Annotated in this window: 23 protein-coding genes and 1 pseudogene; 15 read left to right on the forward strand and 9 right to left on the reverse strand. The window is 55.5% G+C overall.

All coding sequences use genetic code 11. From position 1 onward, the window contains the following. Window positions 1-134 precede the first annotated feature (134 nt). On the reverse strand, window positions 135-923 hold the full coding sequence (locus ACJ8HT_RS01510) for an ABC transporter substrate-binding protein (RefSeq protein WP_197652437.1): 789 nt from the start codon (window positions 921-923) through the stop codon (window positions 135-137). Window positions 924-945: 22 nt separating this feature from the next. Then, a complete protein-coding gene (locus ACJ8HT_RS01515) occupies window positions 946-2,127 on the reverse strand; it encodes a M20 aminoacylase family protein (RefSeq protein WP_194571764.1) in 1,182 nt (393 codons plus the stop codon). Between the two features lie 139 nt (window positions 2,128-2,266). On the opposite strand from ACJ8HT_RS01515, the gene ACJ8HT_RS01520 reads away from it, so the two are divergent. From ACJ8HT_RS01520 to araD, 8 genes are all read left to right on the forward strand, one after another. Beyond that, window positions 2,267-3,220 (forward strand): LysR family transcriptional regulator, encoded by a 954-nt coding sequence (locus ACJ8HT_RS01520; protein WP_197652438.1) that lies wholly within the window; start codon window positions 2,267-2,269, stop codon window positions 3,218-3,220. Between the two features lie 285 nt (window positions 3,221-3,505). Next, the gene (locus tag ACJ8HT_RS01525) at window positions 3,506-4,573 is read left to right on the forward strand and encodes a zinc-binding dehydrogenase (RefSeq protein ID WP_033643780.1); all 1,068 of its coding nucleotides are present in this window, start codon (window positions 3,506-3,508) and stop codon (window positions 4,571-4,573) included. A gap of 135 nt (window positions 4,574-4,708) precedes the next feature. Further along, entirely contained in the window at window positions 4,709-5,626 is a 918-nt protein-coding gene (locus ACJ8HT_RS01530) for an ABC transporter substrate-binding protein (RefSeq protein WP_015378502.1), read from the forward strand. A gap of 54 nt (window positions 5,627-5,680) precedes the next feature. After that, the gene (locus ACJ8HT_RS01535) at window positions 5,681-7,171 is read left to right on the forward strand and encodes an ATP-binding cassette domain-containing protein (protein WP_197652439.1); all 1,491 of its coding nucleotides are present in this window, start codon (window positions 5,681-5,683) and stop codon (window positions 7,169-7,171) included. Then, window positions 7,168-8,157 carry an ABC transporter permease gene (locus ACJ8HT_RS01540; protein ID WP_060419127.1) on the forward strand — a complete coding sequence of 330 codons (990 nt, stop codon included), beginning with the start codon at window positions 7,168-7,170 and terminating at the stop codon, window positions 8,155-8,157. Before ACJ8HT_RS01535 ends, ACJ8HT_RS01540 begins: the two co-directional genes overlap by 4 nt. Window positions 8,158-8,165: 8 nt before the next feature. Further along, entirely contained in the window at window positions 8,166-9,653 is a 1,488-nt protein-coding gene (locus tag ACJ8HT_RS01545; protein WP_195873532.1) for an FGGY-family carbohydrate kinase, read from the forward strand. Continuing rightward, entirely contained in the window at window positions 9,640-10,509 is an 870-nt protein-coding gene (locus ACJ8HT_RS01550) for an L-ribulose-5-phosphate 3-epimerase (RefSeq protein WP_197652440.1), read from the forward strand. Before ACJ8HT_RS01545 ends, ACJ8HT_RS01550 begins: the two co-directional genes overlap by 14 nt. Beyond that, window positions 10,503-11,195: an L-ribulose-5-phosphate 4-epimerase gene (gene araD, locus ACJ8HT_RS01555; protein WP_274611597.1), complete on the forward strand. Its 693-nt coding sequence runs from the start codon at window positions 10,503-10,505 to the stop codon at window positions 11,193-11,195. Before ACJ8HT_RS01550 ends, araD begins: the two co-directional genes overlap by 7 nt. 6 nt (window positions 11,196-11,201) lie before the next feature. On the opposite strand, the gene ACJ8HT_RS01560 is transcribed toward araD, so the two are convergent. Next, window positions 11,202-12,206: a substrate-binding domain-containing protein gene (locus ACJ8HT_RS01560; protein ID WP_197652441.1), complete on the reverse strand. Its 1,005-nt coding sequence runs from the start codon at window positions 12,204-12,206 to the stop codon at window positions 11,202-11,204. A gap of 548 nt (window positions 12,207-12,754) precedes the next feature. Here ACJ8HT_RS01560 and ACJ8HT_RS01565 point away from each other — a divergent pair. Further along, window positions 12,755-13,792 (forward strand): hypothetical protein, encoded by a 1,038-nt coding sequence (locus ACJ8HT_RS01565; protein ID WP_197652442.1) that lies wholly within the window; start codon window positions 12,755-12,757, stop codon window positions 13,790-13,792. A gap of 285 nt (window positions 13,793-14,077) precedes the next feature. Here the strand turns inward: ACJ8HT_RS01565 and ACJ8HT_RS01570 are convergent, their stop codons facing one another. After that, window positions 14,078-14,986: a LysR family transcriptional regulator gene (locus tag ACJ8HT_RS01570; RefSeq protein ID WP_197652443.1), complete on the reverse strand. Its 909-nt coding sequence runs from the start codon at window positions 14,984-14,986 to the stop codon at window positions 14,078-14,080. 107 nt (window positions 14,987-15,093) lie between these two features. Between ACJ8HT_RS01570 and ACJ8HT_RS01575 the strand changes: the two genes are divergently transcribed. After that, entirely contained in the window at window positions 15,094-16,401 is a 1,308-nt protein-coding gene (locus ACJ8HT_RS01575; RefSeq protein WP_197652444.1) for a serine hydrolase domain-containing protein, read from the forward strand. A gap of 89 nt (window positions 16,402-16,490) precedes the next feature. Here ACJ8HT_RS01575 and ACJ8HT_RS01580 read toward each other — a convergent pair whose 3' ends face one another. From ACJ8HT_RS01580 to ACJ8HT_RS01590, 3 genes are all read right to left on the reverse strand, one after another. Next, window positions 16,491-17,264, reverse strand: coding sequence for an ankyrin repeat domain-containing protein (locus ACJ8HT_RS01580; protein WP_197652445.1), 774 nt, complete (start codon window positions 17,262-17,264; stop codon window positions 16,491-16,493). 148 nt (window positions 17,265-17,412) lie between these two features. Then, a complete protein-coding gene (locus ACJ8HT_RS01585) occupies window positions 17,413-18,171 on the reverse strand; it encodes an ankyrin repeat domain-containing protein (RefSeq protein ID WP_232098352.1) in 759 nt (252 codons plus the stop codon). Next, complete coding sequence (locus ACJ8HT_RS01590; RefSeq protein WP_126180605.1) at window positions 18,168-19,670, reverse strand: phospholipase; 1,503 nt, start codon at window positions 19,668-19,670, stop codon at window positions 18,168-18,170. Before ACJ8HT_RS01590 ends, ACJ8HT_RS01585 begins: the two co-directional genes overlap by 4 nt. Before the next feature lie 255 nt (window positions 19,671-19,925). Here ACJ8HT_RS01590 and ACJ8HT_RS01595 point away from each other — a divergent pair. Next, window positions 19,926-20,198, forward strand: a pseudogene (locus ACJ8HT_RS01595) (serine hydrolase domain-containing protein); the annotation flags it as partial. A gap of 120 nt (window positions 20,199-20,318) precedes the next feature. On the opposite strand, the gene ACJ8HT_RS01600 reads toward ACJ8HT_RS01595, so the two are convergent. Next, on the reverse strand, window positions 20,319-22,418 hold the full coding sequence (locus ACJ8HT_RS01600) for a peptidase domain-containing ABC transporter (protein WP_197652446.1): 2,100 nt from the start codon (window positions 22,416-22,418) through the stop codon (window positions 20,319-20,321). Next, entirely contained in the window at window positions 22,411-23,685 is a 1,275-nt protein-coding gene (locus ACJ8HT_RS01605) for an HlyD family secretion protein (RefSeq protein WP_197652447.1), read from the reverse strand. Before ACJ8HT_RS01605 ends, ACJ8HT_RS01600 begins: the two co-directional genes overlap by 8 nt. A 171-nt stretch (window positions 23,686-23,856) precedes the next feature. Between ACJ8HT_RS01605 and ACJ8HT_RS01610 the strand changes: the two genes are divergently transcribed. From ACJ8HT_RS01610 to ACJ8HT_RS01625, 4 genes are all read left to right on the forward strand, one after another. Next, on the forward strand, window positions 23,857-24,645 hold the full coding sequence (locus ACJ8HT_RS01610) for a Fic family protein (protein ID WP_197652448.1): 789 nt from the start codon (window positions 23,857-23,859) through the stop codon (window positions 24,643-24,645). A 39-nt stretch (window positions 24,646-24,684) separates the two neighbouring features. Next, entirely contained in the window at window positions 24,685-24,840 is a 156-nt protein-coding gene (locus tag ACJ8HT_RS01615) for a hypothetical protein (RefSeq protein ID WP_159108330.1), read from the forward strand. A gap of 62 nt (window positions 24,841-24,902) precedes the next feature. Continuing rightward, window positions 24,903-26,144, forward strand: coding sequence for a retropepsin-like aspartic protease (locus ACJ8HT_RS01620; protein ID WP_197652449.1), 1,242 nt, complete (start codon window positions 24,903-24,905; stop codon window positions 26,142-26,144). Next, window positions 26,134-26,955 (forward strand): tetratricopeptide repeat protein, encoded by an 822-nt coding sequence (locus ACJ8HT_RS01625; protein WP_194571833.1) that lies wholly within the window; start codon window positions 26,134-26,136, stop codon window positions 26,953-26,955. Before ACJ8HT_RS01620 ends, ACJ8HT_RS01625 begins: the two co-directional genes overlap by 11 nt. The last annotated feature ends 24 nt before the right edge of the window (window positions 26,956-26,979 follow it).

A 26,979-nucleotide genomic window follows, 5' to 3' on the forward strand; every position in this document is an offset into this window, starting at 1 on the left:
TGCCTGGCCCGCATCCTTATCCCGCCTGATTTTCCGTTCTTGCCGACACTGCCGTTTCCGTTGGGGCGTTCCCCGGCGGCCGAAGGCGCCTCCCCATCCTGCAGGATCTGCAGGTGACCGCCGGGGAACGCTGGTTACTGCTCCGCGCCGTACATGTCGAAGTCGAAATACCTGTCGTTGATTTTCTTGTAAGTGCCGTTGGCGCGGATCGCCTGCAGCGCGGCGTTGAAGGCGTTCAGCAGCGCGGTATCGTCTTTGCGCACCCCGATGCCGTCGCCGACGCCGAAGTATTTGCTGTCGGTCAGCTCGGCGCCGATAAAGGCGAAATCTTTGCCGCCGGGCGTTTTGAAGAACTCGCTGGCGCTGACGCTGGCCAGCAGCGACGCATCCAGGCGGCCGTTGGCCAGATCTTCGTTCACTTCCTGTTGGCTTTGGTAAGCCACCACGTTGACGCCGGCCGGGCGCCACAGCGCGTTGGCGTAGGCCTCCTGGCTGGAGCCTTGCTGCACGCCGACCGATTTGCCCTTCAGCGAGGCGACGGTAGGCTGCAGGTTGCTGCCCTTATGCGCCACCAGCCGCGCCGGGGCGTTCGAGACTTTGCTGGAGAAGGCGATCTGCTGCTGACGCTGCGGCGTGATGGTCATCGACGAGGCGATGGCGTCGAATTTCTTCGCCTGCAGGCCGGGGATCATGCCGTCCCAGCTGCTTTCCACCCACACGCATTTGGCCTGCATCTGATCGCACAGCGCTTGGGCGATATCGACGCCGAAGCCGGTCAGCTTGCCCTGCGGGTTTTTATATTCCAGCGGCGGAAAGGTGGGATCAATGCCCAGCTTGATCACTTTGCCGCTGAATTCACCGTTCAGCGCGGGAAAGCTCGCGGCCAGCGGCAGCAACAACAACAGCCCTTTGATGGTTTTCATGTCATTTCCTCAGCGTTGGCGATTAAACCGCAGGGCGAGCCAAAAAGCGCTCGACCAATTTGACCCAGTAGGTGGCGCCCAGCGACAGACTGTCGTCGTTGAAGTCATAACCGGGGTTGTGCAGAGAATTGCCCGGCGTGGCGGGGCCGTTGCCGATCGAGATGTAGCTGCCCGGGCACTTCTCCAGCATAAAGGCGAAATCTTCGCTGGCGGTGAACGGCCGCAGCGTGGGGATAACCCGGCTCTCTCCGGCCCATTCCAGCGCCACCGCGCGCGCCAGCTCGGTTTCTGCCTGATGGTTCACCAGCACCGGGTAGCCGTGCTGATAGTCGATCTCCGCGCGGGCGCCGAAGCTGGCGGCCTGCGCCGTGACTAGCTCGGTGATGCGCTGCTCCAGCCGCTCACGCACCGCCGCCGTCAGCGCGCGCACGCTGAGCGTCAGGGTGGCGGTCGCCGGGATCACGTTGGCGGCCTGGCCGGCCTGCATCGCCCCCACGGTGACGATCGCCGTTTCCTGCGGATCGATATTGCGTGCCACGATGGTTTGCAGGCTCATGACGATGGCCGCGCAGGCCACCACCGGATCGACGGTGCTCTGCGGCACCGCGCCGTGGCCGCCGTGGCCGTGCAGGGTGATGTGTACCGTATCGGCCGAGCACATGAAGGGGCCGCTGGCGAAGCCCAGGTGGCCGGTGGGGAAACCGGGCACGTTGTGCATGGCGAACACCGCGTCGCAGGGGAAGCGCTCAAACAGGCCGTCTTCAATCATCACTCTGGCGCCGCCGCCGCCTTCTTCCGCCGGCTGAAAGATCAGGTGCAGCGTGCCGCTGAAGTTCGGCTGCTGCGCCAGATAGCGCGCCGCAGCCAGCAGCATGGCGGTGTGCCCGTCGTGGCCGCAGGCGTGCATCACCCCGGCATGGGTGCTGGCGTGCGGCAAGCCGGTCGTTTCGGCAATCGGCAGGGCGTCCATGTCGGCGCGGATGCCGAGCGATTTTCCCGGCCCGCGCTGCAGTGTGGCGACAACGCCGGTTTGTCCTACGCCGCGCGTGACGCGGTAACCCCATTCCGCCAGCCGCTGCGCCACCAGATCCGAGGTGGCGAACTCCTGGAAGCCCAGCTCCGGGTGGGCGTGAATGTGGCGGCGAAGCGCGACCATCTCATCATGAACGGCGGCGATCTCAGGCAGTACGAGTGAAGGGTTCATCACGGTCTCCGGCAAAATGGCCCCGGCCAACGGGCGGGGAATGGGGCAGAGGGATAGGTATCGAGACTAGCAAACTCCGTTTTTGCCGGGTAGCCGCCGTTCGGTTATGCTGACAACCGATGATTGTCAGGAGGTGAACATGAAACTGCACCAACTGCAGGCGCTGGTGGCCAGCGCCGACAGCGGCAGCATTCGCGCGGCGGCGCGGCATCTTGGGCTGTCGCAGGCGGCGGTGACCCGCGCGCTGCGCGAACTGGAGCAGGAGCAGGCGCTGCCGCTGCTGATCCGCACCCCGACCGGGCTGGGCTTTACCCCCTACGGCAAAACCCTGCTGGCGCACGCCCGGCTGGTGCTGAATCAGCTGGAACAGGCGCAGGGGGAAATGGCGGCGCTGCGCGGGCGGGCGGCGGATCTGGTCAAGGCGGCGATCACCCCCTGGCTGATGCTGACGGTGCTGCCGCCGGCGGTGATGGCGTTTCGCAGCAAGGTGCCGGCGGTGCGGCTGGAACTGTCGGAAAGCCTGATGGCCAATGCCCAGTCGCAGCTGCGCGAGGGCACGATGGACTTTGCCATCACGCCGCTGCCGGCGTCGTCGGCGCCGCAGGAGTTCCACTGCGAGCCGCTGCTGGAGTATGAAACGGCGTACATGGTGCGGCGCGGCCACCCGCTGGCGCACAGCACTTCGCTGCATCAGCTGCTGGAGCAGGATTGGGTGATGAGCTATACCCCGGAAAGTTTCGATGCGCTGCTCGACGAGGTGTTTCACCGCCACGGCGCGCGCCTGCCGCGCCAGCGCATTATCCAGGCGCATTCGTTCGGCATGCTGCAGGCGCTGGTGGAGTCCGCCGAGATGTGCACCTGGTGCCCGCGGCCGATCGTCGCGCTGCCGCAGTTCGCCTCCCGCGTGCAGCCGCTGGCGCTGCGGGAGAGCTGCCAGCCGGCGCAGCTGAATATCGTCACCCGGCGCAACAGCATTCTGAGCGCCGCCGCCCATGCGTTTATCGACACACTGGTGCGCACCCTGCGTCAGCAGGCGCGATCGTCGCAGCCGGAAGATCGGCAGATCTACGATCGCGTGCGCCTGCTGATTTAGCGGATCCCCCTGGATCGCCGATCCCGTAAATGGGATCGCGATCCGCATTTGTAGCATTTTTAGCCGCAATGTTAACAATATGTGATTTCGCTCAAATAATTATTTTTGCAGCTTTGGTTATATGTCGCTCTATGTTCACGTTGTCATTTTGGGTTTTCCTGGGTGTTTGATGATTAATCAATTGAAATTTATCAATTTATAACGTTTGTTGTTTTTTATTGGATAAAAATGACAACGTCAACATTAAGAAAATTCAAGCGTTTAACGAGTATATTGGAGGAAGGGATGAGTCAGTTGCCGGAAAAAATGCGCGCGGTCGTTTGCCACGGCCCGCAGGACTATCGTTTCGAACAGGTGCCCACGCCGCTGCCGAAGGCGCGCGAACTGGTGATCAAGGTGGAAGGCTGCGGCATCTGCGCCGGCGACTGCAAGTGCAAGAATGGCGCACAGATGTTTTGGGGGGAGAACCCGTGGGTTAAACCGCCGGTGGTGCCGGGCCACGAGTTCTACGGCCGCATCGCCGCGCTGGGCGAGGGCGCGGAAGGCAAATACCGGCTCGGCGAGCGGGTGATCGCCGAGCAGATCGTGCCGTGCTGGGAGTGCCGCTACTGCAAATCCGGCAGCTACTGGATGTGTGAGACGCATAACATTTACGGTTTCCAAAAAGACGTGGCGGAGGGCGGCATGGCGGAGTACATGCGCTTTTCCGAGAACGCCATCGTGCACAAGATCCCGGAAAGCCTGAGCCATGAAGACGCGGTATTGATTGAACCGATGGCCTGCGCCATCCACACCGTGGCGCGCGGCGACATCCAGCTGGACGACGTGGTGGTGCTGGCCGGCGCCGGGCCGCTCGGGCTGTGCATGGTGCAGGTGGCGCGCCTGAAGACGCCGAAGAAACTGATCGTGATCGACGCTATCGACGAGCGGCTGGCGCTGGCGAAAGAATTTGGCGCCGACGTGGTGATCAACCCGCTGAAGGAAGACGCCGACCAGATCGTCAAATCGCTGACCGGCGGCTACGGCTGCGACGTTTACATCGAGGCCACCGGCGCGCCGATCGGCGTCACCCAGGGGCTGCAGATGATCCGCAAGCTGGGCCGCTTCGTGGAGTTCAGCGTGTTCGGCAAGGAAACCACCGTCGATTGGTCCATCATCGGCGATCGCAAAGAGCTGGACATTCGCGGCGCGCACCTGGCGCCCTACAGCTACGAAATCGCCATCGATCTGTTCGAGCGCGGGCTGGTGACCTCCAATGGCGTGGTTACCCACAGCTATTCATTGAACGACTGGGACGAAGCCTTCGCCCTGGCGGACTCGACCGACTCCATCAAGGTGATCCTGGTTCCCTGACCCTCCCGCTGTACCGCTGTTGCAGTCACGACCGCCGGCCCGCTCGCAATGGGGGGCCGGCCGGTCGGCCAAACGTAAAGACATGCTGTTGCTCTGATAACCACAACAAGAAGCTTCCCTACAGGAGAATTGGCTATGTTTTCATTATTCAAAAAGACCCTGCCTTTTATCGTCGCCGGTGGAATGTTGGCGGCCAGCCATGGGGCGCTGGCCAAGCAAATCACTATCGGTATGTCGTTCCAGGAAATGAACAACGACTACTTCGTCACCATGAAGCAGGCGCTGGATCAGGCGGCGGCGGATATCGGCGCCAAGGTATACGTGGCCGATGCGCGCCATGACGTTGCCAAACAAATCGGCGACGTGGAAGACATGCTGCAGAAGAAGGTGGATATCCTGCTGATCAACCCGACCGATTCGGTAGGGGTGCAGTCGGCGGTGATCTCCGCCCATAAGGCCGGCGCGGTGGTGGTGGCGATCGACGCGCAGGCGGAAGGGCCGCTGGACTCGTTCGTCGGCTCGGAAAACTACGACGCCGGCTTCCAGGCGGGCGAGTACCTGGCGAAAGCGCTGGGCGGCAAAGGCAAGGTGGCGATCCTCGACGGCATCCCGGTTGTGCCGATCTTGGAGCGCGTGCGCGGCTTTGAAGCGGCGATGAAGAAATACCCCGACATCAAGATCGTCACCAAGCAAAACGGCAAGCAGGAACGCGACACCGCGCTGACCGTGACCGAAAACATGCTGCAGTCGGCGCCGGATCTGGCGGGCATCTTCAGCGTCAACGACGTCGGCGCGCTCGGCGCCCTGGCGGCGATCGAAAGCAACGGCGCCAAGGTCAAGCTGGTGAGCGTCGACGGCCAGCCGGAAGCCATCAAAGAGATCCTCAAGCCGAACTCGCCGTTCATCGCCACCTCGGCGCAGTTCCCGCGCGACCAGCTGCGCATCGCGCTCGGCATTGCGCTAGCCCGCTACTGGGGCGCCACGGTGCCGAAAACCGTGCCGGTCAAAGTGAAGCTGATCGACCGCAGCAATGCGGCCGGCTTTAGCTGGTAACAGCGGCCAGGTTCGCCCCGCTGCGGCGGGGCGTTCGGCGCGGAGGGTAATGCGGTGACACCTTTACTGGAACTGAAGCGAATAAAAAAGAGCTTTCCCGGCGTGAAGGCGCTGGACGGCATCGATCTGGCCATTCAACGCGGCGAAGTGCACGCCCTGCTGGGCGAAAACGGCGCCGGCAAGTCGACGCTGGTGAAAATCATGTGCGGCATCCATCAGCCGGACGAGGGCGATATTTTTATCGACGGCGAGCAGCGCCGCTTTAACAACTATCGCCAGGCGATCGAGGCCGGGGTCGGCATTATTTTTCAGGAATTCTCGTTGATTCCCTACATGAGCGCCATCGACAACATCTTCCTCAACCGGGAGATCAGGAACCGCTGGGGCCTGCTGGATCGGCGCGCGATGCGGCGCAAGGCCGAGGCCATTTTCAAGCGGCTGACGGTGGCTATCGATCTCGATTGCCCGGTGGAGCAGCTGAGCGTGGCGCAGCAGCAGTTCGTTGAGATTGCCAAGGCGCTGTCGCTGGAGGCGCGGGTGCTGGTGCTGGATGAACCGACCGCCACGCTGACGCCGGGCGAGGCCGAGCACCTGTTCAGCGTGATGAACGATCTGCGGCTGCTGGGCGTCGGCATGGTGTTTATCTCGCACCACCTGGACGAGATCTTCACCATCTGCGATCGCATTACCGTGCTGCGCGACGGCGCCTACATCGAAACGCTGGCCACCGGCGACACCAACGTGGAAGAGCTGGTGCGGCTGATGGTCGGGCGCAAAATCGAGAACGCCTTCCCGGTGAAACAGCACCCGGTCGATACCGCGACGGTGCTGCTGGAGGCGGAGATCCAGCGCGAGAAGCACGGCGCGACCGACCGCTTCCACCTGCACAAGGGCGAGATCCTCGGCTTCGCCGGGCTGGTGGGCTCCGGGCGCACCGAGACCGTCTCGGCGCTGATCGGCGCCAGCCGCTGCCACCGCAAACGCGTTAGCCTCGGCGGCCAACCGGCGGCGCTGCGCTCCCCGGCGCAGGCGCTGGCGCAGGGTATCGGCCTGCTGCCGGAGAGCCGCAAAACCGAGGGCCTGGTGTTGCCGTTCTCGGTGGCGCAGAACATCACCCTCAACCGGCACCACCGGCGCGGCAAGATCTTCGTCAGCGCCCGTAAGGATCGCGACGTGGTGCAGCGGCTGATCCGCGCCGTGGGGGTGAAAACCCCGGACGCCGATACCGCCGTCAGCACCCTGAGCGGCGGCAACCAGCAGAAGGTGGTGATCGCCCGCTGGCTCAACAACGACTGCAACATCCTGATCTTCGACGAGCCGACGCGCGGCATCGACGTGGGCGCCAAGGCCGAGATCTACCAGCTGATGCAGCAACTGACCCTGCAGGGCATCTCCATCATCATGATTTCCTCCGAACTGCCGGAGATCATCGGCGTGTGCGACCGCGTGCTGGTGTTTCGCGGCGGCCACATCGTTGCCGAGCTGACCGGCGGCGACATCGAATCCAACCACATCATGCTTCACGCGACCGGGAGTGCCTTATGATCGGAATTGAACAACCCGCCGTGGCGCGCCGCGCCGCCGGCCCCAGCCTCGGCAAGCGCTGGGAAAAACTGCTGCATCATCCGGCGGTCTTGCCGTTTATCGGCTTCGTGATCCTGTTCGTATTGATGAGCCTGCTGAACGACAGCTTCCTCAGCGTCAATAACCTGACCAACGTGGCGCGCCAGGTGTCGATTAACGCCATCATCGCGGTGGGCATGACCTGTGCCATCCTGACCGGCGGCATCGATCTCTCGGTGGGGCCGGTGATGGCGCTGGCCGGCTCGGTCGCCGCCGGGCTGATGCTGGCGGCGGTGCCGATCCCGCTGGCGATGGTGGCGGCGCTGGCGGTCGGCGCGCTGTTCGGCCTGGCCAACGGCGCCTGCATCGCCTACCTGCGCATGCCGCCGATCATCGTCACCCTGGCGTCGATGGGCATCGCCCGCGGCCTGGCGCTCCTCTATACCGGCGGTTACCCGATCTCCGGCCTGCCCGACGTCTTCGCGTTCTTCGGCCGCGGCACGGTGCTGGGCATCCAGGTGCCGATCCTGATCATGCTCGGCGTGTACGTACTGGCCTGGCTGATGCTCAACCAGCTGCCGTTCGGCCGCTACGTCTACGCGATGGGCGGTAACGAAGAGGCGGCGCGCCTGAGCGGCATCCGCGTGCCGCGCTACAAGATGCTGGTGTACGTGATCAGCGGCCTGACCGCCGCGCTGGCCGGGCTGGTGCTGACCTCGCGCCTGATGAGCGGGCAGCCCAACGCCGGCGAAGGCTTCGAGTTGGACGCCATCGCCGCCGTAGTGCTGGGCGGGGCGGCGATCTCCGGCGGGCGCGGCGCCATCGTCGGCACGCTGGTGGGGGCGATGATGCTCGGGGTGCTCAACAACGGCCTCAATCTGATGAACGTGTCGCCGTATATCCAGAACGTGGTGAAAGGCGGCATCATCCTGGCCGCCATCTACCTCAGCTCCGTGCGGCGCAAATAGGAGGCGCGATGTCAGTCTTTCTTGGCATAGACGTCGGCGGCACGGTGATCAAGGCCGGGCTGTACCGGGCAAGCGGCGAAGAGCTGGCGATCGCCGAGCGCGACGGCGCGGCGATTGCCGCCCAGCCGGGCTTCAGCGAACGCAATATGGACGCGCTGTGGGATGACGTTTGCGCGGCGATCCGCCAGACGCTGCACGCGGCGGGGCTGGAGGCCGGCCAGGTGCGCGGCGTCAGCTTCTCGGCGCACGGCAAAGGGCTGTACGCCATCGATCGCCACGGCAAGCCGGTCGGCAACGGCATCCTCTCTTCGGACAACCGCGCGGCGGCCATGGAGGCTGAGCTGCGCCGCGCCGGCGTGGACGCGCAGACCTACCCGCGCAGCCTGCAGCCGCTGTGGCCCAGCCACCCGGCGCTGCTGCTGCGCTGGCTGAAGCAGCAGCAACCGGCGCAGTACGCCGCCGTCGATCGCATCCTGATGGCGCACGACTACCTGCGCTTTCGCCTCACCGGCGAGGCGGCGGCCGAGGTGACCAACATCTCCGGCAGCAATCTGTTTAACCAGCGCAGCGGCGCTTACGATCCGGCGCTGATGGCGGCCTTCGGCATCGAAGAGGTGCAGGAGAAAACCGCGCCGGTGATCGGCTCGGCGCAGCTGGCCGGGCGGGTGACGGCCGCGGCGGCGGCGCAATGCGGCCTGCGCGCTGGCACCGCAGTGTACGGCGGCCTGTTCGACGTGGTGGGCGCGGCGCTCAGCTCCGGCGTGGCCGATGATCGCACGCTCAGCGCGGTGGCGGGCACCTGGTCGATCGCCACCTGCGTGACCGAGCGCATCATTCCCGCCGATTACCCCTACGCCTGGGGGCGCTACTGCATCGACGGCCGCTATTTCGTGCACGAAGGCAGCCCGACCTCGGCAGGCAATTTGGCCTGGTTCCTGCGCCAGTTCTGCGCCGACGATCGGCAGCGCTACGCCCAGTTCAATGCCTGGGTGGCCGAGCGCCGCGAGCAGCCCAGCGGGCTGCTGTTCCTGCCTTATCTGTACGGCTCCAACCTCGGCGGCAACACGCCGGGTGGGCTGATCGGCCTGAGCGCCCACCACGAGATGGCGGACGTGGTGCAGGCGATCTACCAGGGCATCGTGTTCTCGCACCTGATCCATCAGGAGCGCATGGTGCAGCTGAACCCGCGCATCGAGCGGGTGCGCATGACCGGCGGGCCGACGCAGTCCGAGGTGTGGATGCAGATGTACGCCGACGCCGGCAACCTGCCGCTCGAAGTGGTGGAAACCCGCCAAAGCGGCTGCCGCGCCGCCGCCCTGTGCGCCGCCGTCGGCGCCGGGGAGTACGCCGGGTTCGCGGAAGCGATCGCTGCCGCGCCGCCCAAGCTGCGCTGTTATTATCCCGCGACCGCCGCCCATCGGCGCCTGCGCGCCCAGCAGGCGCGCTATCTGGCGGTCGCCCAGGCTTTGAGTGAGGTGACTGATGCAAACGACTAACGCCGCCTGTCTGGGGCTGTATGAAAAGGCGCTGCCCGCCGATCTGAGCTGGCCGCAGCGGCTGGCCACCGCCGCCGAGCTGGGCTTTGAATTTGTGGAGATGTCGATCGACGAACAGCCGGCGCGCCAGCAGCGGCTGGACTGGGATCGCCGCCAGCGGCTGGCGTTTATCCAGGCGCGGCTCGACAGCGGGGTGACGGTGCCGAGCCTGTGCCTGTCGGCGCACCGGCGCGATCCGTTCGGCAGCGCCGACGCCGCCACCCGCGAACGGGCGCGGGTGCTGATGAGCAAGGCGCTGGAACTGGCGACGGATCTCGGCATCCGCAACATCCAGCTGGCGGGCTACGACGTCTATTACGAACCGGCCGATCGCCACAGCCGCGAGCGTTTTATCGAGGGCATGCAGTGGGCGGCGGCGCAGGCCGCCAGGGCGCAGGTGATGCTGTCGGTGGAGGTGATGGACACGCCGTTCATCAACAGCATCGGCAAATGGCGCGACATCGCCCGCCACGTCAACAGCCCGTGGTTCACGGTGTATCCCGATCTCGGCAACCTCAGCGCCTGGGGCAACGACGTCGCCGCCGAGCTGGCGCTGGGCATCGGCAGCATCACCGCCGTGCACCTCAAAGACACCGTGGCTGTGGGGCCGGGCAGCGCCGGGCAGTTCCGCGACGTGCCGTTCGGCGAAGGCTGCGTGGATTTCGCCCACGCCTTTTCCGTGCTCAATGCGCTCGGCTATCGCGGCCCCTACCTGCTGGAGATGTGGGCGCGCGAAGACGGGCAGGACAAGCAACGTATCGCCCAGGCCAAGGCCTGGATCGAACAACAGATGAATGAGGGGGGCATCGTATGCTGAACGAACTCAAACAGCAGGTGCTGGCCGCCAACCTCAGCCTGCCGGCATACGGGCTGGTGACCTTTACCTGGGGCAACGTCTCGGCGATCGATCGCCAAAGCGGGCTGGTGGTGATCAAGCCTTCGGGCATCGCCTACGAGGCGATGACGCTGGAGGATTTGGTGGTGGTGGATCTGGAGGGCAAGGTGCGCGAAGGGCACCGCAAGCCCTCATCCGACACCGCCACCCATCTGGCGCTGTACCGCGCCTTCGCCGATATCGGCGGCGTGGTGCACACCCACAGCCGCAACGCCACCATCTGGGCGCAGGCCGGGCAGCCGATCCCGGCGCTGGGCACCACCCACGCCGACTACTTTTACGGCGACATTCCCTGCACCCGGCCGATGAGCGAGGCGGAGATCGCCGGCGATTACGAGGGGGAAACCGGTAAGGTGATCATCGAGACCTTCAATCAGGCGGGGCGCGATCCGCAGCAGGTGCCGGGGGTGTTGGTTTATTCCCACGGCCCGTTCGCCTGGGGCAAGGACGCGGCGGATGCGGTGCACAACGCGGTGGTGCTGGAAGAGGTGGCGATCATGGCGATGGCGACGCGCCAGCTGGCGCCGGCCATCGCCCCGATGCAGCCGGAGCTATTGGACAAACATTTCCTGCGCAAGCACGGCAAACACGCCTACTACGGGCAATAGCGCCCGTCAGCGATTCAACAGCGAGCCGGTGAAGAACTCTCTGCGCACCGGCAGCTCGCCGCGCGGGCTGTGAATGGCGCTGAACAGCAGCTCCGCGGCGATCTCCCCCAGTTTTTGCGTATCGTGATACACCCCCGGAATATGCAGGCCGTAAGCGCCGGCGCGCGGCGGTTCGTCTATCGAGAAGAACTTCACCTGCTGATAGAGCCCCATCTCGTGGCAGATGGCGATGGCGCCCAGCGTGATGATGCCGTTCAGGCCGATGATGTAATCCGGGCGGTTCTCCGGCTGCGCCAGATAGGTGCGCACCTCGCTCTCTTGCGAGGTGAAATCGTAGTCGCCGTTGATGATATGAATCTCACGGCCGCTGCCCTGCAGCGCCGCGACGATGCCGGCGGTGCGCGTTAAGGTAATTTCCGAATCCGCCGGGCCGCCGATGATCAAAAGTTTCTTCTCCGGCTGCTCCGCCAGATAACGCCCGGCCAGCACGCCAATCTCGCGGTTATCGAGGAATACGCCGCTCAGCTGCTGATCGTAAAGATCGCGGTCGATCAGGATCAGCGGCACGCCGTACACCTCGGCCAGCTCGAGATAGGCGGGGCGGTAGCGCTTGTCGTCGCGCACCGCCGAGAGCAGGATGCCGCGCGCCTTGTAGCCGAACAGCGCCTGAATGGCGCGCATTTCCGCCTCCTCGCTGCCGTCGGTGTCGAACAGCATGATCTGGTAGCCCTGCTGACGCGCAATGCGCGACACGGTCTTGATCAGGCCGGAATAGAACGGGTTGTACATGCTGCTGGTGACGATGCCGATAATCTGGCTGCTGCTGCTTTTCAGCCCCTGCGCGAAGGCGTTGGGCACATAGTTCAGCTCTTTGGCGATGGCGTGAATGCGCTCGCGGGTTTCCGGCTTGACCAGCTCGGGTTTATTGAAGGCGCGGGAAACGGTGATATTGGTCACCCTGGCGCGGCGGGCGATATCCACGATAGTGGCATTGGGATTGGCTTTCGACACCGTCTTTCCTTGCGTTATGCCTCAACAGATCCCTTATTGTAGGGAAAGGGCGGGGGCGGTGCTAGGGGGAGTTGGGGGAATGGTTGGGTGTTTTGAAGTGGGAAAGGGAAAACAACGAAATGGAAAAGAAATTAATAATTTCATTTATTTATTAATCACAAATAAAATCATTTTATGTGGCTATATTTTGTTGAAGGAACACTTGCTAAGGTGTGTTTCATGGTCGAAGCTAGGTAAGAATGACTGTTTTGTACCAGAAGAGGGTATTACAACATGATCGGAAAGATATCTAAATATGCTGGCCCGCTCGGACGGGATACTTACAATCGCTCAGAGCGGACTGTTAGCCCTAAAACAGCCAGCTAAGTTCCAGAAGTAGAAACCTCGGAATAGAGGAACATACTCGGTAAAACTCTCTGATTCACCTAGAAGATTCGTTGCAATTATCTATTCTTGTTTCTGCGATCACAAAATTATCTTCCTATTGTCGTTGGTATCTGGTATAAAAACAATGTTTTTAATATGATTGCTAATTATAAAAAACATCAATGAAAAAAATATTGAAATCATTAAATCTTGGTATCACTCATTTCTTATTATTCTATATGGCAATACTCGTCATCATGCCTCAGAGAGACCTTTTATACCCAATTGTTATTTGGCTGGGGATGATTATCCTAAGCTGGCTAGTTATACATTATTATTGGAATAAAAAATCGTCCAATCAGTTGACCACTCGACTTCGGAAAAGTCATAGGAAAACGCAAAGTGCGGCATTGTTTTCATCGTTACTGTTCTTATTAACATGTATTTCATTTAAAATTATTGATCATATCAGTTACATAATTCCGAATGTATTAATTTTCATGACCAGTGCGTTCGTTATATATACAATCCTATCCCACTTAAAATCTTTTGATAATAAAGAGAAAAACATAGTTGCAAAAGCAAAACTAGGCGTTAAATATTCATGGGTAATAGTATCATTGATTTCATATTATCTTGCTCGTTCGCTAGTCTCTAACTCATTTGATATTCCTTTTGACATCACATTTAACAAACTCGTGACAGCAGTCACGGCCTTGCTTTTTATATTTATCTTCTATTATGCTATTTATTTTATGTGCACCATTTATTTAACTCTTATTATTCCACAAGTGAAAAAGGTAAAGGCAGCACCCTATTGTGATATTAACTATTCAATGTCTGTTTTTGCTCCATTATTTGTTATTGGTTACATTTCATATATTGCATTTAATGTTCAGACATTCTCCATCATCAAATTCGGCTACGGAATTGCCATGGAGTATGACACTCGAGATACTTTCTTTTGCAAGAATAAATATATGTGGCTCAACGAACATCCTAAAGCTCGATTTATGTTTATCTCTGAAGGAAACTATCGTGCATTAATACCTCATCATGATGACTATACAATATCACGCTTAACCTGTACAAATAGTGAGCCGTACTATTCACTGGTTACCGTAAAAGATAGAAAATACTTCATGTTAGATGCTTTGAATCAGCGAGCAGAGATGCTTGCTAGCGACCTAAAGACCGCAATATCCCCGAATGCCCAATGACATTCACCAGTTACGTAGCTATGCAAATGAAATCTCACACTTTAAAGTATGCGTACTACGGGATAAATTACAGGCGTTAGGTTCTGAGATCTAAAACGTCCACTCTTCGCTCAAAGCTGCCGCTCTAAATGTCATCAGTCAAAGCACTCAACTAGCGCCAACAGCGCTGGAGTGTAGGTGATGGGGGCTCATTGGGGAAAACAGCAATCCCCCGCTCAAGAATGATCGTATAAACAACGCAGGTGATGATCCCCACGATCGACTACCGGTAACAACACCGCTAATCTAGACGCGACTTTTCACCCCCCCAACCTCCCTCCACAACCCCGGCAACAACCCCAGCGTCTCATCAATCAGCGCCCGCCGGTCATTGCCCGGCTTCCAGATGGTCACCATGGTTTGGCTGATGCCCTGGCTGCCGACTTCGGTGCGCAGCGTGTTGACGTTTTCCCACTGTTCGGCATGCATGTGCGTCGGCAGGAATCCCCAGCCGCAGCCCTGTTCGAGCAGGGCGCGCAGCATCTCCAGTTCGTTGGTGAAAATGGTATGCCCGGAAATCTGCAGGCGGCGCGCCACGGGTTCGTCAGAATCCGGGTGCATAATTACCTGCGGAGTCAGGGAGAGTTCCAGCAGCGAGAGCGGCTGTTCCGCGCCGGGGAAAAGCGCTTTTGCGGCGTAAAAGTCCATCTCTATCGCCCCTAAGGCGCGCCACTCCATGGCGTCGCCCACGCTGCGATGGCGCGCCTGGCAGATGCCCAGATCGGCCTGGCCGCTTGCCAGCAGGCTTTCCGCTTCGTCGCGTGAGGCGTTAATCAGGCTCAGGCGCGTGTTGCGTTGGGCCATGGCGGCAATCAGCGCCTGCAGTAGCGCGCGGGGTGTGAAGGGATCGTAGACCAGCGAGATTTCCTGCGCCGCGCTCTTCGGCACGTCTTTGGCAAACGCCTCAAACGCTTTCACCTGGCGCATCAGCAGGTGCGCCTGGCGCTGCAGCTGTTCGCCTTCTGGCGTCAGGTGCAGGCTGCGCCCCTCGCGCAGGAACAGCGCATAGCCCAAGCCATCCTCGAGAAAATCAATCAAATCGCGCAGCGTCGTGCGGTCTTTGCCCAGCTTGAGCGCGGCTTTCGCCAGGCTGCCGTGCTCGGCCACGGCGGTGAAGGCTTCCAGTTGGGCAAAGGAATAAATCAGGCTCGGCACGCGGTTCTCCCGTCGATTTTGTGGGGGATTTTCCCCCATCAGGCGTTTTTTATTATAGGCCGCGTTTTTTTAAGCTGAATGCCTTCCTGAGCTAAGCGAGAAAAAATATGAAAAGCAAAGTGTTTAACCGCAGCCTGCTGGCGGGCGTTATCATCAGTCTCTGCAGCGGCCTGTTGGCGCCCGCCGCGCTGGCCGCCTGTGCGGGCACCGAACTCAGCGCCTGTCCCGCGCCTTTCGATGCGCAATTGCCGGATACGCACAAGATGCTCACCTGGAGCCAGAGCGACCGGGTGATCGGTTTTCGTAACGACTACCGTAACTATGCGGGAGATGTGTTTCATCACGGCAAGGCCACGCCGCTGGTGGCTGCCGCTAAACAGCTAACGAATGCCAGCTATCGGGTGAATGGCAAAACCTACAGCCTGCAGGATTACCTGCAGCGCCAGAACGTCAGCGGCATGCTGGTATTGAAGGACGGCAAAATCGCCTGGAAATACCTGGGGGAGGGTAATACCGACGCTACCCTGTGGACGTCGCGCTCCGTGGGCAAATCCGTGGTCGCCACGCTGGTGGGCGTGGCGATTAAACAGGGCAAGATCCGCTCGCTCGACGATCTCATCACGCAATACGAACCCGATCTGAAAGGCACCGCGTGGGACGGTGTGACCCTCAGGCAGCTGATCACCCATACCTCCGGCGTGGCGTGGAATGAGGATTACACCAACCCGAAATCGGACTTCGCGCAGCTGACCGAGTGTGAAGCCAAGCCCGGCACCTACGCCTGCGTGCGCAAGCTGGTAGCCGGTTTGCAGCGTGCGCATCCGGCCGGGCAGAACTGGTCTTACTCCTCCGGCGGCGCGTGGCTGCTGGGCGACGTGCTGGAGCGTGCCACCGGCATGCCGCTGGCGGCTTATCTGGAACAAAGCATCTGGCAGCCGTACGGCATGGCGAGCGACGGCGTGTGGCATGCCTACGCCAAAGGCCAGCACGACGTGGGCGCGCACGGGTTCAACGCCACGCTGGAAGACTGGGGGCGCTTCGGCGAATTCATTCTGCATAACGGGACGCTGCCGAACGGCAAACAGATCTTGCCGGCTGATTGGGTAGCCCAGTCGTCCAACTGGACGCGGGCGGCGGGTTCGGTATCAGCGGCGCATCCTAACGGTATTTACGGCTTCCAATGGTGGAACAACGAAGTGCCGGTGAATGCGGCCAACGTTGGGCCTACTCCGCAGGCCTCCCTGAAACATTCCTTGTGGGCGCTGGGGATCTTCGGCCAGATGATTATGGTCAATCAGGCGGAGAATCTGGTGATCGTCCAGTGGTCCACCTGGCCGCAGGCGGAGCCGTCCTTCAGCGCGCAACCGCTGGAGGCATCGCTGATGTTTAGTGCGATAGCGAAGGAATTGCGTTAACCCTCGGTAGCGAGCAGGGGCGGATGGCGGTTGCCATTCTGCCTCTGAGTGGCATATTCCATGTTTTCGACGCTGACCTTAAGGGAGTCTCAATTCTTTACAGGTAGAGGAGGCCAGTCTCCACCGTTTTTAATTAATAACTCTTTTATCTTGTTAATTTTCTCTTTATCCTCGGCATCGCCTACCCCTCTATCTATAAAGCGTTGGAGCTGATTGCCCATAGTCCAACCAAACTTACCCTTGATTTTATTATCTGCACCTCTCTCCAACAGAAGTATAGTATGATCAAACGAACGAGAATCAAGAGAGCTTATTAATATGGTATTCCCCAATGAATCCATTGTATTTATATCCGCGCCATAATCCAGCATCATCTTTAACGTTTCAGGGTTTTTCGCTTCTAAAGCTTCGAATATAATGGGTTGATTGAATACCTTATCTTTTGCATTTGGCGGTAAACCTCCGTCGAGCATGGCCTTGATCCAAATTCCCTTGTCGGCTTTCATGACAAATTCCGCCGGGCTGCTTCCCCCTTCCGGTCTGGGCTGCAACGGGTCTGCGCCCGCTTTAACCAGGTCGGTTATTATTTTCAGCCTTTCCGGCGTATTTTTATCATAGATTGCGTTTAGCACCGACCAAAACAGCAGGGTCATGTCTGCTTTCACCGGTCGATTCAGTTCTTCCTTGCTTATAGAGGGAAGCTTCTCTTTCAGTTTCACTTCATCGCCATCATAAATCAGCTGTGCGATGTCCAGCTGCCGGCCTTCAAAAAAATCCTGTGGCTCATATTCCATGCTTTTGTTGCATCCTTGCATCATGAGAACAGTAAACAGTAGCACTATTGCCATTATCAATTTTCTCATATTCTCCCCCCTGAGAATGGTGGCATCCTCGTCTTTCTGGTCTTCAATCCGTTTGATTGCGTGGTCTATAGCGTGTTTATCGAAAACCAGATGTAACCTGACAGCCCCAGTATAATAACCGGCAGCTGTCAGATCTGTGTTGATGAAATTACTGTGTTTCCTTTGCTCCTTTCAAAAGCATGAGCTCGAGTATTTTCTTACACTGTACATTGTATTCTGAGCCATCTTGGCTGTCTTTTATTTGCCGATTCACTGCTGTTAACAGCGAAAGATTGTTTATATTTACCGGGTTAGGATTCGCACCCCGATTGAGCAGTAAGGTCATATGCTCAAAGGCTGAGCTAAAAAAAGCATCCATTAATAAGGTTTGTTGCAAGGAGTCTCTGATGTTTATATCCACGCCATAATCCAGCATCACCTTTAATGTTTCAGGGTTTTTGGCTTTGATTGTTTGGAATACAATGGGCTCATTGAATACCTTATCTTTTGCGTTTGGCGGTAAACCGCCGTCGAGCATGGCTTTGACCCAAATCCCCTTGTCGGCTTTCATGACGAATTCCGCCGGGCTGCTCCCGCCCTCCGGTCTGGGCTGCAACGGGTCTGCGCCAGCTTTTACCAGGTCGGTTATTATTTTCAGCCTTTCCGGCGTGTTTTTATCATAGATTGAGTTCAACACCGACCAAAACAGCAGGGTCATGTCTGCTTTCACCGGTCGATTCAGTTCTTCCTTGCTTATTGAAGGAAGCTTCTCATTCAGTTTCACTTCGTCGCCATCATAAATCAGCTGTGCGACTTCCAATTGACGGCCTTCAAAAAAATCCTGTGGTTCATATTCCATGTTTTTTTTGCATCCTTGCATCATGAGAACAGTAAACAGTAACGCCATTGCCATTATCCACTTGCTCATATTCTCCCCCTGATAGTGGCGACATCCTCGTCTTTCTGATCTTCAATCAACTTTATTGTCTGGTCTATACCGTGTTTATCGAGCAGGGTTCCTGTCCCTCCGGCAAGCGTGTGCGGTATGCCAGCGGCATCAGGCACCGCCAGTGATGACCACTCTTTCAAGGTGAAAGGCAATGCTACGCCCCAGGGTTTTTGTAAAGCATCGGGCAGGGCATTTCTTATAAGCTCATAGTCACTTTCGTTATTAACCTCCTGTAACGTGGTTAACAGCTCTCCCTCAACTCGATAGGCCTGTATGTTCTTGGCTGAACCAATCATTTCAGCTCCGTATTTCCCTACAGTTCCATGATGGAGTCCGGCTGCATTAAACGTCCAGGCGGGTTTTCCACTGGTCATTGATGCGGCGGAGGCCATTCCCCCGCCCAATGAATGACCAGAAATATCGACGCCGGAGGAATTCTTTACTTGTAATCCTATTTTAACCGCCTGCTTATAATAATCTGAGTTCGCCCCCATCCCCTGAGCACCATTATTTATCCAGTCATTCACATTTTTAACACCTGAGAAGTCGCCCCTAAGGGCCTTTTTGGCGGCGCTGCCGATTCCCTCCGGGAACTCTGGCGCTCTTGATCCTCTGAACACGACCGTTGGGTTCATCTCTTTACCAAAAACAGTGCTATCAGGTTGATATACCCTTGCCAAAAAATCCGGAGATTCATCTCTGTCGAAGAGCATATTTCTGTTTAGCCCAATTTTACTCAGGGCAGCATTATCGTTACTGATATCTTTCCAACCTTCGGGAACGCCGGGAGTCTCCTTTAGCGGATTCGTGGTCTTGTAGATATTCTCCGCCAGTTTTGCCTTCTCGACGGCGACATTGTTTGCCGCCAGGCGTTCCGAGGCGATTCGGGCGTCCGGGTAGATACTCCGTTGCCCGCGGCCAATGAGGTATTTTCGCTCCTGCCAGCGTTGCGCCTTGGTCAAGGGGCCAGACACGACCGACTGTGAGGCTCTTCCACCTTGCGTTGGGATATCCGGGCCAAGGGCCGGTTTGGCCCGCGTGACTTGTGCGGGGAAGACGGACGGGCGCGCCCGGCGGCCGCCATAAGACTTCACGGCCTCTTCGTACCGCTTCACTATCCTGTCCACCGGGTAGTTGGGCTCTTGTCTCCCCTGCGGTATCAGGTAGCCGTCGATGTCGGCGTAAAATGGCCCCATCGTCGCCAACACGCCGGGCCGGGTTTCGACCGCTACGACAACGCCACTCATCAGGTCGCTCTGCACTCTTGCGCGCAGGTTAGAGCTTATTCCGTTTTGCGTAACGCCGACTTCACGGCGGATCCGTTCGCCACCGCGAAAACCAGAAAAAAGCGACAGAATGTCATTGTCCGGCATGTATGAAAGACCGTGACAGGCGCGGGAAGGGCTGACTATACGGGGGAATTCATCAGGTGAAATAATATCATCGGCGATATACAGCAGTTTCAAACGGGAAAACATAGCGTGTCTCTTCCTTTGCTTGCTGCGTCTTGGCCTGTTCAGGCGGGCGCTCGCACTCCTTGCACTCGATGGCCCCCTGAGGGGCATGTTATCGAACGGCAGTCAGCGGTAGCTAACGGCGCATAGGACACCAAGTAAGGGATAATAACGGCTCAGGCCAATTTGTAAAGCCGGCCAAATGTTAACCGGAAAGTTCTTGTTCTCAAAAGGGGGACAGGGTGTTTTGAATCCATCTCCTAGTTCAATCGCGCCTTAGTATCGGCGGCGCATCCTAACGGCATCTACGGCTTCCAGTGGTGGAACAACGAAGTGCCGGTGAATGCGGCCAACGTTGAGCCTACTCCGCAGGCCTCCCTGAAACATTCCCTGTGGGCGCTGGGGATCTTCGGCCAGATGATTATGGTCAATCAGGCGGAGAATCTGGTGATCGTCCAGTGGTCCACCTGGCCGCAGGCGGAGCCGTCTTTCAGCGCACAACCGCTGGAGGCCTCGCTGATGTTTAGCGCGATAGCGAAGGAATTGCGTTAATTCCACGGAGCGAGCAGGGGCGGTTGTCATTTAGCCCCTGTTCGACGAGGTAGGAAAGCGTTAAGTTCTCTGATGCTGGCGCAGCGGGCGATGTTTACGAGGGGGATTAGCTTTCGCTGTTTAAGCCAGTGAAATCACGCGGTCGGCAGTGGCGATAGTGGTTTCTCTGTGGGCGATAATCACTCGGGTGATGTTCATCTGTTTGATGGCCTCGTTAACATAATACTCACTGTCTTTGTCCAGTGAGCTTGTGGCCTCGTCCATAAATAAAATCCCTGGTTTTCTATAGAGCGCACGGGCGATAAAAAGACGCTGTTTTTGTCCCCCTGAAAGTCCCTCACCCAACTCTCCGACTAACGTTTCATAACCCATTGGCATTTTTACAATGACATCATGGATATAGCTGGCGCGGGTACATTTGACCATCCACTCCTCGTCGATATCCTCTGCGAACCCACAGATGTTTTCGCGTATTGAGCCGGAAAACAGTTTGTCATCCTGCATCACACAAGCAATCATTTTGTGGAAATTATTTAATCCCAATTGTTGGATATCCATCCCATCAGCGATGACCATGCCAGCATCGGGTTCGAATAGGCCGCACAACACTTTCATTAACGTTGTTTTTCCGGCTCCAGAAGGGCCTGTGATTGCAACGCTTTCACCTGGGGCAATATGGATATTGAGATCGCAAAATAGGGGGGGAGATTGGCTGTCATAGCGATAGCTCAAACCTCGACTCTCCAGCGATATGGGTTGCATTGTTGCCTGATATGGGATGTCCGGTTTTTGAGCATCACGTTCATACAGTGCAATGTCTGCTATACGTTCATTATGCAGGCTCATCATTCTCAATTGCAGCAAAAAGCTCGTTAATGAGGCCACCCGTTCAGAAAACTGCCCGCGGAATGCGCCGAAGGCGACAAACATACCTATCGTCATTTGATTATCAATAACCAGGCTGCTGCCTAACCATAAAATGACGACCTGGTCGCAAGCGGTAATAAACGTATTTACCCCATTGAAAAAAAAGTTCATTTTGGTGACTTTAATCCCACTGTTGATCGTGTCTATTTGCAGATTCAGCCAGTTGGCACTTCGTCGAGCGCCCATTCCCTGTATCTTGACGGTGGCTATCCCATAGAGCGTTTCCATGAAATATGAGCTGGCCCTGCCTCCTTTCACCAAAGTTTCTTCCGACAGTTGCCGATAATAACCGTAAGTTAACAGGCGGATGAGAATATATAACGCAGTAAATCCTAATACGACCCAACTCAGATAGCCGCCGTACAAGACCATCATTACGAGGACGCCAACGACCATGATGCCGTCCATGATGGCACCGACAACACTGGTCGTAAACGTTGTACGCAGGGTGTCTAATGAACTGAATCGCGACTGAATGTCACCCAGTTTGCGTCGTTCAAAATAGCCTAAGGGCAAGCGCAGCAAGTGGTTGAACAACCCTGATTGCCACTGGACATTTATTAACGTGCTCATGATTAAAGATGACCAGGCACGTACCATGCTGACTGCGGTTCGTAGCAGAATAAAGAAGAACAGGCCTATACAGATAAGGGTCAGTAGCCCGCGATCGCTGGCGGGAATGGCATGATCCATGACCAGTTGAGTCCCGATCGGCATGACAAGATTGATGGTCTCGATCACTAACGACAAAAGGAATATTTTACCTAGCGCACCTTTAATGCCGTGAATACTGTTGAGCAACGTTCTCAGTTGAAGGCGATTCTTAACCGTTTCGGCTGTAAATTCACTATTGGGAGATACTTCCAGAGCCACGCCGGTAAAGTATTGCGATATTTCGTCGAGGCTAACGGTTCTGCGTCCGCGCGCCGGATCGTGCAGAACGAAGCGTTTATGCCTTATGCTGACCAGCACCACAAAATGGTTAAAATTCCAATGCAGGATACATGGCGTTTTGAGCGCCTCGATTTCTTCAAGGTTTAAGGAAACGGCCCGGGCAGCCATCCCCAGTTGCATGGCGATACTATTGAGGCCTGCGAGAGTGGCGCCGCGAGCAGACAGGTTGAATCGCTGTCTCAGCGAGATTAAATCGATATTTTTGCCATAGTAGCCGCAAACCATCGCCAGGCACGCTAACCCGCATTCGGAAGACTCTGTTTGATGTATAACCGGAACACGGTGGTTAAGCCCAATATCGAGTTTTTCCAGGATTTTTTTGATTCTACCTTTATTCATTGACGGGGCCCAATGCGCTGTTTTTCATGTCGTAGAAGGGGGAAATCATCCATTGATAAATTTTTCGTTCTTCCAAAAACAAAGTGCTTTGTGCTTTCATCCCGTTTTCAAGAGACATGGTCTTGTTGTGATAGGCTATGACCTGTTTTTCAGGTTTTACAATGACTTTGTAATACGGAATAGCAGAGGATTGCGTGTTTCTTGGCGCTCCCTGATAAGTAAGCATTTCTTGTTTGCTTGCGGGCGTTTTTGAGATAATTTCTACGGTGGCGGAGAATTGCCCGAATTTCTCTGCGGGGAAAGCTTCATAGCGGACATTGAGCCTATCGCCAATCGTGATATAAGGAATAGCTTCGTTAGGTACCCAAATGACCAAGTAGTAATGGGTGATGGATTGAGGTATCACCTGGAGTAAACTATCGCCTACATTCACCATCTGCCCGACGGTAACGCTGAGAGAGTCAATCTTCCCGTCGGACAACGAGCGAATAATGACTTCGCCGCTGAGATCGGTATTTAACAACTCTTTTTTCAGGTCATATCGTTGGAGTTCCATTTGATAAATACGGTTATCAAACTCAGCAGCCTGGGTCTGAATCTGATTGTCCAGGTTAGTGATTTGCAGTGAGTTTTGCTCATTTTGCCCGCTTAAGCTTAGAAGGTTATTCTGCTGTTGATAGTAACGTGCGACCTGATTGATAAGTTGATCGTTGCTAATCAGTCCTTTTGTTTGGTAACTACGGTAATTATCCATGTTCCTTTTCATGATTGTTATCCCTTCCTCGGCTCGTTTTAGGATTTCAGTCGAGCGCTCGAAGGCTTTACCATACTGTAATCTCTGGTTTTTTAACGTGGAGAGCGTTACTGTTTTGTTTGACTCTAACCGAGAGATAATGCGATCAATTCTAGCAATCTGGCTCTCAATATCTTTTCTCTGATTATCGCTGACCACGCCATTATGCGTGCTTTTACTGATATCTATTTGATAAATAGGGTCGCCTTTCTTCACCATTTGCCCTTCGGTGACGAATTTTTTAATAATAAACCCTTGGAACCCTGATGAAATATTGACGGCGCGAGGATAGGATGTGATCTCGCCACTCACGTTGACTCTGCGTGTGTAGGTTCCACTGAGAATAAATGTTAAAAATGAAAGGAGAAAAACAGAACAAAATGCCACGACTAACCAGAGTGGGATGCCAGGAAGAAGAACGGCTCTTCCTCTCCATTTTCTTGCACGGTTTTCTATCGCTTCCCTGCGAAACAAATTACACCTCACCTTAACGCATCGCTTTTGAATGCGGAGCTTAATTCTATTTACATAAGGAATGGTAACATGGTGATGTTAAGGAATTATGAACTTTGATTGTCATGAAAGATTAACAGAATCACTGGCTGATTTTGCTATTTTTAAGTTATGGATCTTTTAGGATATAGCATGGAAGCCGATATGTTTAACATCAAGTTAGAGCATTTTACTCCACCTAAGCTAAATGATTTACTGCCAAGTACGCGTGAAAAATTACGTGCGTCCGAGAGTTCATTCTTTTCCTATCATGCAGATGATATAGATAAATCATCTGCAGTAAAAAATGCTTTGGCAAATATCCCCTGCGGGTACTTGGTGAAGCTGAAGCATCGATTAAGCGAAAATTATATGGCGCGTCAGATTGATAGGAAAACTCCGGAAAGAACAAGCGATGAAGTGAAGTTAATATCGGGTTTCTCCATGAGTTATAAGGAAGTAATAACACGCGGAGACTTCAATGCATTTTTGGCGTTTTTAATAGATTGGTCTGGGGTGATAAACAATCGAAACATAGGTATCAGAAATGTACCCATGAAATCATCACCTGATAGCGAAGGGTGTTACGTTAAATACATTGAACATGAACACCTTGTTGATGGCATGAGAAAAGTGTGGGGGATTATGCTGAACGCTCCCTACCACTGTTTGTTTTCGGCAGTAGTGAGTTCTGTGATGCTTCTTGCCTACCACCCATTTATTGATGGAAATGGCCGGTTTAGCCGCCTGTTAATGAATGCCATGTTGAGCAGGGATAAAGAAAGCTACATTCCATTTTACGACGTTTATCACCAGTCTCAAGGTGGGTATTTTATCCGGTTAAGGCAAGCACAACTGTTTTTAGAGTGGGATGAAATCATCGTATTCCACTGTCACATTTTGGATTTCCTGACATCAGGTTATTCAAATAGCAGCCAATAATGGCATGGTGAAACCTTAACTACTTAAAGGAAGTTAAATATGAAAGATTTGACAGACAAAGAGTTGTTGCTTGTGGCTGGTGGTCAGCAGTCTGATCGTGATGATGATCGGGAACGTGCCAGCTGGGAAATTACTGTCACCAGAGATGGCGATGGTAACACGACAATCACCGGCACGGTAAAAGGTGAATTCTGATTAATGGCTTGAATAATATAGAGGTGTGAAAACACCTCTATAGTTTAATGTGGATGGTTGCAATGGCGGTTTTCTCTCGCGGCATACTATGTTCTTTGGCAGTTTGTCTCCTTCTTGTTGAAAGTGCTATGGCGGAGGTGCCTCACTCATTGTTGATAGGAAAGGTAGATAAGCTACAATCCAGATTATTGGACGGACAAGGCATCAAACCTTGGGGGGATGGGAGAGATGAGCGCGCTTTCTATGAGTTGGCCATTCAACGTCAGTCATTAAACCGCGTTGATATAAATCCTCTGACATGCCGAAAATTCGTCAAGCAAGAGTACAAGGTTGCCTGCCAGTTGATGGTACTGGGTGATAAGTTTTCTCTGTATGATTGGCCAACCTACAGTACGCTTTACCAACGAATGCAACGGCAGCATGCTGATGTTGTAGACGCATTTCTCCCGCCAATAGATAACGTTGAGATACTCACCCGGTTACCTGCGTTCAAGCATACTGCTGGAAAAAAAGAATACATACACCAATTTCACGCTGTTGATAACAATTTTCTGACTCCCTTCGAAGCACTGGATGTGCCTATTGCCATTAATGGTGTGAAAAGCCAGGCTTGGTTTGATACGGGGGCAGGAATGACCTTGATTTCTGAGGCGCTGGCAAAAAGCAGTCATGCCAGGTTCTTGCCTATCAAGGCGAACATGGTCGGTTTTTATGGGAAAGCCTCCGCGGTGAGATTTGCTTTCGTCTCAGAGTTAAAAATTGGTGATGATGTTTTTAATAATATCATTGTCGCTGTTAAGGGGGCGGAAAACCTTCTTGGCTTTGACATAATATCAAAATTTAAGGGCGTCTCTTTGAGTCATGACAGACTTGTCTTAAACCCTAAAGACGCGATGGTTCTTAAGGATTGTCTTGCGCCATTGACATTAAGATCCAATCTGGCGAGGACTGACCAAACGCTGGCTGCCCCCATTTTTCTAAATACGGGTTATCGGGAGGTCAATATAGATACGGGAAGCTCGAGCTATCTCACGCATTTCATTTCAAAAAATGACTACCAGTCATGGACGACGGTTGGGGCGAATCGAGATGTGATGGGCAATCGTGGATTGGTGAAGTTTGAAAGTCAAAGAATGAGAGCAGGTGTGTTACCGGGCCATGAGGTTCGGGTTAGCAACGTTGTGGGGGATAAAAATACGATTGAAAAAGGTCGGGAGTATATTCTGGGTGCTTATTTGCTAAAGGATTATAACCTTCACGTAGACCTTAAAAAGGGTTGGGGGTGTCTTTACCATGCGTTGTGAGATCATTTTCATTGCTGTGGCCTCGTTTTTCCTATTGGGCTGCTCGGGCGGTCAGGGAAACAGCGAAATGGCGGCTGAGGCATATCGACGGCAGGACTATGCTTCGGCCTTTAAATTGGCTGCTGAGCATTCTGGGGCAGACATAAGAAGCCAACGCCTCCTTGCCACGCTTTACTTTGAAGGCAAAGGAGTTCAGCGCAACCCACAAAAAGCCATCGATATTCTTACCCCGCTGGCAGATGGCGGTGATGCTAAAGCGCAGACATTGCTGGCTGCCATTTTTATTGCGCCTGGGCCACAGAAAAATACGAAAAGGGCGCTCTATTACAACGAAAAAGCCATCGAACAAGGTAGCGCGCAGGCGAATTATAATCTTGGGGTAATATACCTCCACGGTTTGACGGGAGAAAAAAATGTGGCATTGGCTACACGTTATCTCACCGCTTCCAGTGATCTCGGTTCTGCCGATGCCCCTCTTTTATTGGGATCGTTACTGTCTGCTCCCGTAGAACGTTGCCAACAATTTTCTCTTGCCGCATCACGGGGGAACTCGCAAGGCGCCTTGGGGTATGCTCGTTGTCTGGTTCAAGGCGATGCTAAAAACGGCAAAGATTTTGTCAGCGCAGCATATTGGTATCGTGTCGCCGCCAGTCAGGGCAATCGTCTGGCGCAGGCTAACTTGGGATATCTCGCTGAAAAAGGGTTAGGTACAGCGGTAAACCTGGCTGAGGCAAAGAAATGGTACTGTCTGGCGAAAGACGAAGTTCCATCGGCGGCTATCCGTTTAAAAGAACGCCACTTATCTTGTTAGGATCATAGAACTGGATGGTAAGCG

It is taken from the genome of Serratia sp. CY44782, assembly GCF_052168715.1.
In the GTDB taxonomy this organism is placed as follows: Bacteria; Pseudomonadota; Gammaproteobacteria; order Enterobacterales; family Enterobacteriaceae; genus Serratia; species Serratia nevei.

Bases quoted from the DNA above. Each gene is read 5' to 3' on its own strand.
- ACJ8HT_RS01510 (WP_197652437.1), bottom strand. From the start codon at position 923: ATGAAAACCATCAAAGGGCTGTTGTTGTTGCTGCCGCTGGCCGCGAGC.
- ACJ8HT_RS01515 (WP_194571764.1), bottom strand. From the start codon at position 2,127: ATGAACCCTTCACTCGTACTGCCTGAGATCGCCGCCGTTCATGATGAG.
- ACJ8HT_RS01520 (WP_197652438.1), top strand. From the start codon at position 2,267: ATGAAACTGCACCAACTGCAGGCGCTGGTGGCCAGCGCCGACAGCGGC.
- ACJ8HT_RS01525 (WP_033643780.1), top strand. From the start codon at position 3,506: ATGAGTCAGTTGCCGGAAAAAATGCGCGCGGTCGTTTGCCACGGCCCG.
- ACJ8HT_RS01530 (WP_015378502.1), top strand. From the start codon at position 4,709: ATGTTTTCATTATTCAAAAAGACCCTGCCTTTTATCGTCGCCGGTGGA.
- ACJ8HT_RS01540 (WP_060419127.1), top strand. From the start codon at position 7,168: ATGATCGGAATTGAACAACCCGCCGTGGCGCGCCGCGCCGCCGGCCCC.
- ACJ8HT_RS01545 (WP_195873532.1), top strand. From the start codon at position 8,166: ATGTCAGTCTTTCTTGGCATAGACGTCGGCGGCACGGTGATCAAGGCC.
- ACJ8HT_RS01550 (WP_197652440.1), top strand. From the start codon at position 9,640: ATGCAAACGACTAACGCCGCCTGTCTGGGGCTGTATGAAAAGGCGCTG.
- araD (WP_274611597.1), top strand. From the start codon at position 10,503: ATGCTGAACGAACTCAAACAGCAGGTGCTGGCCGCCAACCTCAGCCTG.
- ACJ8HT_RS01565 (WP_197652442.1), top strand. From the start codon at position 12,755: ATGAAAAAAATATTGAAATCATTAAATCTTGGTATCACTCATTTCTTA.
- ACJ8HT_RS01575 (WP_197652444.1), top strand. From the start codon at position 15,094: ATGAAAAGCAAAGTGTTTAACCGCAGCCTGCTGGCGGGCGTTATCATC.
- ACJ8HT_RS01580 (WP_197652445.1), bottom strand. From the start codon at position 17,264: ATGAGAAAATTGATAATGGCAATAGTGCTACTGTTTACTGTTCTCATG.
- ACJ8HT_RS01585 (WP_232098352.1), bottom strand. From the start codon at position 18,171: ATGAGCAAGTGGATAATGGCAATGGCGTTACTGTTTACTGTTCTCATG.
- ACJ8HT_RS01590 (WP_126180605.1), bottom strand. From the start codon at position 19,670: ATGTTTTCCCGTTTGAAACTGCTGTATATCGCCGATGATATTATTTCA.
- ACJ8HT_RS01600 (WP_197652446.1), bottom strand. From the start codon at position 22,418: ATGAATAAAGGTAGAATCAAAAAAATCCTGGAAAAACTCGATATTGGG.
- ACJ8HT_RS01610 (WP_197652448.1), top strand. From the start codon at position 23,857: ATGGAAGCCGATATGTTTAACATCAAGTTAGAGCATTTTACTCCACCT.
- ACJ8HT_RS01615 (WP_159108330.1), top strand. From the start codon at position 24,685: ATGAAAGATTTGACAGACAAAGAGTTGTTGCTTGTGGCTGGTGGTCAG.
- ACJ8HT_RS01620 (WP_197652449.1), top strand. From the start codon at position 24,903: ATGGCGGTTTTCTCTCGCGGCATACTATGTTCTTTGGCAGTTTGTCTC.
- ACJ8HT_RS01625 (WP_194571833.1), top strand. From the start codon at position 26,134: ATGCGTTGTGAGATCATTTTCATTGCTGTGGCCTCGTTTTTCCTATTG.